Origin of the sequence: Rathayibacter sp. AY1C7 (assembly GCF_002931865.1) — a bacterium.
Classification (GTDB): domain Bacteria; phylum Actinomycetota; class Actinomycetes; order Actinomycetales; family Microbacteriaceae; genus Rathayibacter.
This window is the reverse complement of the sequence record NZ_PSWB01000015.1, coordinates 75,802-82,389: the sequence shown is the minus strand read 5'-3', so window position 1 is coordinate 82,389 and position 6,588 is coordinate 75,802. Positions and strand designations below refer to the sequence as shown.

Below are 6,588 nucleotides of genomic sequence, written 5' to 3'. Positions count from 1 at the left end.
CGACGACGCGGTCGATCACGTAGCTGCCCTGGCCCGCTCCGCGCAGGAGGGAGGCCGGGATCACCGTCTCGCGCTCGCCGACGGCGGCCCCGACACGACCCAGAAGGGCTCCTAGTCCGTGCCAACGACACGCCTCAGCACCGAACCCACCGCCGTCCTCGTCCTCGAGGACGGACGACGATTCCGGGGACAGGCCTACGGCGCCCGAGGCCGCACCCTGGGCGAGATCGTCTTCGCCACCGGCATGACCGGCTACCAGGAGACGCTGACCGACCCGAGCTACGCCGGCCAGATCGTCGTGCAGACCGCGCCCCACATCGGCAACACCGGGACCAACGACGAGGACATGGAGTCGCGCCGCATCTGGGTCGCCGGCTACGTCGTCCGCGACCCCTCCCGCGTCGTCTCCAACTTCCGCGCGCAGCGCTCCCTCGGCGACGACCTGGAGACCGACGGCATCGTCGGGATCTCCGGCGTCGACACCCGGGCGATCACCCGCCACATCCGCTCGGCCGGCTCGATGCGCGCCGGCGTGTTCTCCGGCGAGGACCTCGCCCTCCCCGAGGAGGAGCAGCTCGCGCTGGTCCTCGGCGGCCGGCAGATGCAGGGGCTCAACCTCTCCTCCTCGGTCTCGACCGACGAGCAGTACACGGTGCCCGCCCGCGGCGAGCGCGTCGGCTCGGTCGCGGTCATCGACCTGGGGGTGAAGACCTCGACGGTCGACTACCTCGCGGAGCGCGGCTTCGACGTCCACGTGCTGCCCGAGTCGGTGACCGCCGAGCAGGTGCTCGCGCTCGACCCGTCCGCGCTCTTCTTCTCCAACGGCCCCGGCGACCCCGAGGCCTCGGACCGCCACGTCGAGCTGCTGCGCACCACGCTGCGCGCCGACCTGCCGTTCTTCGGCATCTGCTTCGGCAACCAGCTGCTGGGGCGCGCTCTCGGCTTCGGCACCTACAAGCTCCCGTTCGGCCACCGCGGGATCAACCAGCCCGTGCTCGACAAGCTCACCGGCCGCGTGGAGATCACCTCGCAGAACCACGGGTTCGCCGTGGACGCGCCGATCGAGGGCGAGCTGGACTCGCCCGAGGGCTTCGGCCGCGTCGAGGTCAGCCACTACTCCCTCAACGACTCGGTCGTGGAGGGCCTGCGCTGCCTCGACATCCCCGCCTTCTCGGTGCAGTACCACCCGGAGGCGGCGGCCGGCCCGCACGACTCCAACCACCTCTTCGACCGCTTCCGCGAGATGGTCGTGCAGCGCACGGCCGGGCGCGGGGCCTCGGAGCCCACCGACATCCCCACGACCAGCAGCATCGGAGAGCAGAAGTAATGCCGCGCAGGGAAGACATCCAGAGCGTCCTGGTCATCGGCTCCGGCCCGATCGTCATCGGACAGGCCGTCGAGTTCGACTACTCCGGCACCCAGGCCTGCCGCGTGCTGCGCGCCGAGGGGGTGCGCGTGATCCTCGTCAACTCCAACCCGGCGACGATCATGACCGATCCCGACTTCGCCGACGCCACCTACGTGGAGCCGATCACGCCCAAGGCGATCGAGGCGATCATCGCCAAGGAGAAGCCGGACGCGATCCTGCCGACCCTCGGCGGGCAGACGGCCCTGAACGCGGCCATCCAGCTGCACGACCTCGGGATCCTCGAGAAGTACGGCGTCGAGCTCATCGGCGCGAGCTTCGAGGCGATCAACCGCGGCGAGGACCGCCAGATCTTCAAGCAGCTGGTGCTGGACGCGGGCGCCGACGTCGCGAAGTCCTACATCGCGCACACCGTCGACGAGGCGATCGAGTACGCCGAGGACCTGGGCTATCCCCTCGTCATCCGCCCGTCGTTCACCATGGGCGGCCTGGGCTCCGGCTTCGCCTACACCCGCGAGGAGCTGGTGCGGATGGTCGGCGACGGCCTGCACCAGAGCCCCACCACCGAGGTTCTCCTGGAGGAGTCGATCCTCGGCTGGAAGGAGTACGAGCTCGAGCTCATGCGCGACACGGCCGACAACACGGTCGTCGTCTGCTCGATCGAGAACGTCGACCCCGTCGGCGTGCACACGGGCGACTCGATCACCGTCGCACCGGCGCTGACCCTCACCGACCGCGAGTACCAGAAGCTGCGCGACATCGGCATCCGGATCATCCGCGACGTGGGCGTGGACACCGGCGGCTGCAACATCCAGTTCGCGATCGACCCGGCGGACGGCCGGATCATCGTGATCGAGATGAACCCGCGCGTCTCCCGCTCCTCCGCCCTCGCCTCCAAGGCGACCGGCTTCCCGATCGCCAAGATCGCCGCGAAGCTCGCCATCGGCTACCGCCTGGACGAGATCCCGAACGACATCACCAAGGTGACGCCGGCGAGCTTCGAGCCGACGCTGGACTACGTGGTCGTGAAGGTCCCGCGGTTCGCGTTCGAGAAGTTCCCGGCCGCCGACAAGACGCTGACCACGACCATGAAGTCGGTGGGCGAGGCGATGGCGATCGGCCGCAACTACGCGCAGGCGCTGCAGAAGGCGCTCCGCTCGCTCGAGAAGCGCGGCTCGTCGTTCCACTGGGGCGCGCAGGAGCGCTCGGTCGAGGAGCTCCTCGAGATCGCGAGGACCCCGACCGACGGCCGCATCGTCACCGTGCAGCAGGCGCTGCGCCTGGGAGCCACGGTCGAGCAGGCGTTCGAGTCCACGAAGATCGACCCCTGGTTCCTCGACCAGATCGTGCTGATCAACGAGATCGCCGACCTGGTGCGCGAGCACGACGGCCTCGACGCCGGACTCCTCCGCCTGGCGAAGGACCACGGCTTCTCGGACGCGCAGATCGCCGAGCTCCGCGGGCTCGACGAGGCGGAGGTCCGCCGCACCCGCTACGCGCTGGACGTGCGCCCGGTCTACAAGACCGTCGACACCTGCGCGGGCGAGTTCCCGGCGCTCACGCCGTACCACTACTCCTCGTACGACGAGGAGACGGAGGTCGTCGCCGCCGACCGCCGCAAGGTCGTCATCCTGGGCTCCGGCCCCAACCGCATCGGCCAGGGGGTCGAGTTCGACTACTCCTGCGTGCACGCCTCGTTCGCGCTCTCGGACGCGGGCTTCGAGACGATCATGATCAACTGCAACCCCGAGACGGTCTCGACCGACTACGACACCTCGGACCGCCTCTACTTCGAGCCGCTGACTCTCGAGGACGTGCTCGAGGTCATCCACGCGGAGTCGCAGTCCGGCGAGCTCGTCGGCGTCGTCGTGCAGCTGGGCGGCCAGACGGCGCTCGGGCTCGCCGCGGGCCTCGAGGCGGCCGGCGTGCCCATCCTCGGCACCACCCCCGCGAACATCGACCTCGCGGAGGAGCGCGGCGCGTTCTCGCGGATCCTCGACGAGGCGGGGCTTCTCGCTCCGCGCAACGGCACCGCGACCGACCTCGACGGCGCCCGTGAGGTCGCGGTGGAGATCGGCTACCCGGTCCTCGTCCGTCCGTCGTTCGTCCTCGGCGGGCGCGGCATGGAGATCGTCTACGGCACGCCCCAGCTCGAGGACTACTTCGAGCGGATGGCCGGCGAGGGGATCATCGACGAGGCGCACCCGCTGCTGGTGGACCGCTTCCTCGACGACGCGATCGAGATCGACGTCGACGCGCTCTTCGACGGGGAGCAGCTCTACATCGGCGGCGTGATGGAGCACATCGAGGAGGCCGGCATCCACTCCGGCGACTCGGCGTGCACGCTCCCGCCGGTGACGCTCGGCCGCCGGCAGATCGACCAGGTGCGGGAGGCGACCCTCGCGATCGCGCAGGGCGTCGGCGTCCGGGGACTGCTGAACGTCCAGTTCGCGATCGGCCAGGGCGTGCTCTACGTGCTCGAGGCGAACCCCCGGGCCTCGCGCACCGTGCCGTTCGTGTCGAAGGCGCTGGGGATCCCGCTCGCGAAGGCCGCGTCGCGCCTGATGGTGGGCGAGACCATCGCCGCGCTGAAGGCCGAGGGCCTGCTGCCCGAGCGCGACGGCTCCGACGTCCCGATGGACTCTCCCATCGCGGTGAAGGAGGCGGTCCTGCCGTTCAAGCGCTTCCGCACCAAGGAGGGCCAGATCGTCGACTCGCTGCTCGGGCCCGAGATGCGCTCCACCGGCGAGGTCATGGGGATCGACCGCGACTTCCCCCGCGCCTTCGCGAAGAGCCAGGACGCCGCCTACGGCGGCATGCCGGCGAGCGGGACCGTCTTCATCTCGGTCGCCGACCGCGACAAGCGCTCGATCGTCCTGCCCGCGCTGCGCCTGCGCCAGCTCGGCTTCGACATCCTCGCGACCGAGGGCACGGCCGAGGTGCTGAACCGCAACGGGATCCAGGCCCGCGTGGTCCGCAAGTACAGCGAGACCGCCGAGGGCGACGCGCCCTCCATCGTCGAGCTGATCGCCCGCGACGAGGTCGACGTGGTGATCAACACGCCCAGCGGAGGAGCGACCCGCGCCGACGGCTACGAGATCCGCGCCGCCGCGGTCGCCGCGGACAAGCCGCTGTTCACCACGATCGCCCAGCTCGCGGCCGCGGTCGCCTCGCTCGACGCGGCGAACGAGCCCTTCGAGGTGACGAGCCTGCAGGACTACGCCCTGCGCCGCGCGGAGCGCACCGCGTGAGCGGCGGCGCGGCGGGCACCGCCTCCTTCGGCTCGCGCCTCGAGGCGGCGTTCGCCGCGCACGGCCGGCTCTGCGTCGGGATCGACCCGCACGCGTACCTGCTCGACGCGTGGGGCCTCGCCGACGACGCGGCCGGGCTCGAGAGCTTCGGCCGCACGGTCGTCGAGGCGGCGGCCGGCCGCGTGGGCGTGGTGAAGCCGCAGATCGCGTTCTTCGAGCGGCACGGCTCGGCGGGCTACGCCGCGCTCGAGCGCGTGCTCGCCGACGCGCGCGAGGCCGGACTGCTGGTGATCGCCGACGTCAAGCGCGGCGACATCGGCACGAGCGTCACCGCCTACGCCGAGGCGTGGCTCCGGCCGGGCTCGCCGCTCGAGGCGGACGCCATGACCGCGGCGGCCTTCCAGGGGCTCGGCTCCCTCGAGGGGATGCTGACCCTCGCCGAGGAGGCGGGCAAGGGCGTGTTCGTCCTCGCAGCCACCTCGAACCCCGAGGCCCGCCCCGTGCAGCGCGCCCTCGTGCAGGACGGCGGCCGGGCGGGATCCACCGTGGCACGCGCGGTCGTGGCGGACGTGGCATCCTGGAACGACGCTCACGCTCGCGCGTCGATCGGCTCGGTCGGCGTGGTGCTCGGCGCCACGGTCGCCCTGGGCGACTTCGGCATCGGCATCGACGAGCCGCTGCACCCCGCACTCCCGGTGCTCGCGCCCGGCTTCGGCCACCAGGGCGCGGCCGTCGCGGACGCGCAGCGGCTGTTCGGCGCGCTGAGCGCCGCCACCATCGTCAGCGAGTCGCGCAGCGTGCTCGGCGCCGGCCCCTCGGGGATCGCGGCCGAGATCACCCGCCGCGCGACCGACATCCAGGAGACCCTTGTCCGCTGAAACCGTCAGCCCCGATCCCGGCGCCTCCTCGCGCCCGGAGGCCGTGCGCCGTCCCTCGCCGCCCGAGGTCGACCGGCGCGCCGCCTCCGAGGCCGCGATCGCGGCGCGCCGTGCCCGCGCCGCCGTCAAGAAGGCCGTCGCCGCCGGACGCCGCCCCGCGACCGCCGTGCTCGCGGCGGCCCAGGCCGAGCCGCTCGGAGTCGAGGGGCGGATGCGCGTCAGCGAGCTGCTCCGCGCGGTGCCGGCGCTCGGCGTGGTGAAGACGCCCCGGGTGATGGACCAGCTGCGGATCGCCGAGTCGAAGCGCCTCGGCGGGCTCGGCCGGCGCCAGGTCGAGGGCCTGGCGTCGTTCCTCGAGGAGCGGGAGTCCCGGCAGCGCCGCCCCGGCCGCAACCGCCTGCTCGTCCTCGCCGGTCCGACCGCGGTCGGCAAGGGCACCGTGTCGACCTACATCCGCGAGAACTACCCGGACGTCCTGCTCTCGGTCTCGGCCACCACCCGGGCCCCGCGTCCGGGCGAGGTGGACGGCGTCAGCTACTACTTCGTCGACGACGCCGAGTTCGACCGGATGGTCGCGGCGGGGGAGTTCCTCGAGTACGCCGTCGTCCACAACGCTCACCGCTACGGAACGCCCCGCGGCCCCATCGACGCCGCGCTGGAGCAGGGCCGGCAGGTGATGCTCGAGATCGACATCCAGGGTGCCCGTCAGGTGCGCGAGCGGATGCCGGACGCGCGGCTGGTCTTCCTCCTGCCGCCGAGCTGGGACGAGCTGGTCCGCCGGCTGGTCGGCCGCGGCACCGAGAGCGCGGAGGAGCAGGAGCGCCGCCTGGCCACCGCGAAGGTGGAGCTGGCCGCGCAGGACGAGTTCGATTTCGCCGTCGTCAACAGCACCGTGCCCGAAGCGGCCCGCGAGGTCGTAGAATTGATGTCGCCTCGTGCCGACGGCGCGCCCGCTGACCCGGGCCGCTGACACCGGGCCACCGACCACCTCCGGGCCGACGCCCCGGGTCCCACCGGGCACACGCCCCTCGGAGCCCGCGCGCCGTGTTGCTCCGGAGCCGCAGATCGGCGCTGATGCGCCTGCAAGGAGACA

General features: G+C 72.1%; 4 protein-coding genes. All 4 read left to right on the top strand.

The window, feature by feature from the left end:
* Window positions 1-118: 118 nt before the first annotated feature.
* From carA to gmk, 4 genes are read left to right on the top strand one after another with little or no spacing between them, the layout of a single operon-like run.
* Window positions 119-1,327 (top strand): glutamine-hydrolyzing carbamoyl-phosphate synthase small subunit, encoded by a 1,209-nt coding sequence (gene carA / locus C5C69_RS09825; RefSeq protein ID WP_104250389.1) that lies wholly within the window; start codon window positions 119-121, stop codon window positions 1,325-1,327.
* On the top strand, window positions 1,327-4,617 hold the full coding sequence (carB, locus tag C5C69_RS09820) for a carbamoyl-phosphate synthase large subunit (protein ID WP_104221829.1): 3,291 nt from the start codon (window positions 1,327-1,329) through the stop codon (window positions 4,615-4,617). Before carA ends, carB begins: the two co-directional genes overlap by 1 nt.
* Complete coding sequence (gene pyrF, locus C5C69_RS09815; protein ID WP_104257842.1) at window positions 4,614-5,495, top strand: orotidine-5'-phosphate decarboxylase; 882 nt, start codon at window positions 4,614-4,616, stop codon at window positions 5,493-5,495. The genes carB and pyrF overlap by 4 nt, the downstream gene beginning before the upstream one ends.
* Window positions 5,496-5,538: 43 nt before the next feature.
* Window positions 5,539-6,465 carry a guanylate kinase gene (gene gmk / locus C5C69_RS09810; protein ID WP_104354723.1) on the top strand — a complete coding sequence of 309 codons (927 nt, stop codon included), beginning with the start codon at window positions 5,539-5,541 and terminating at the stop codon, window positions 6,463-6,465.
* Window positions 6,466-6,588 lie beyond the last annotated feature (123 nt).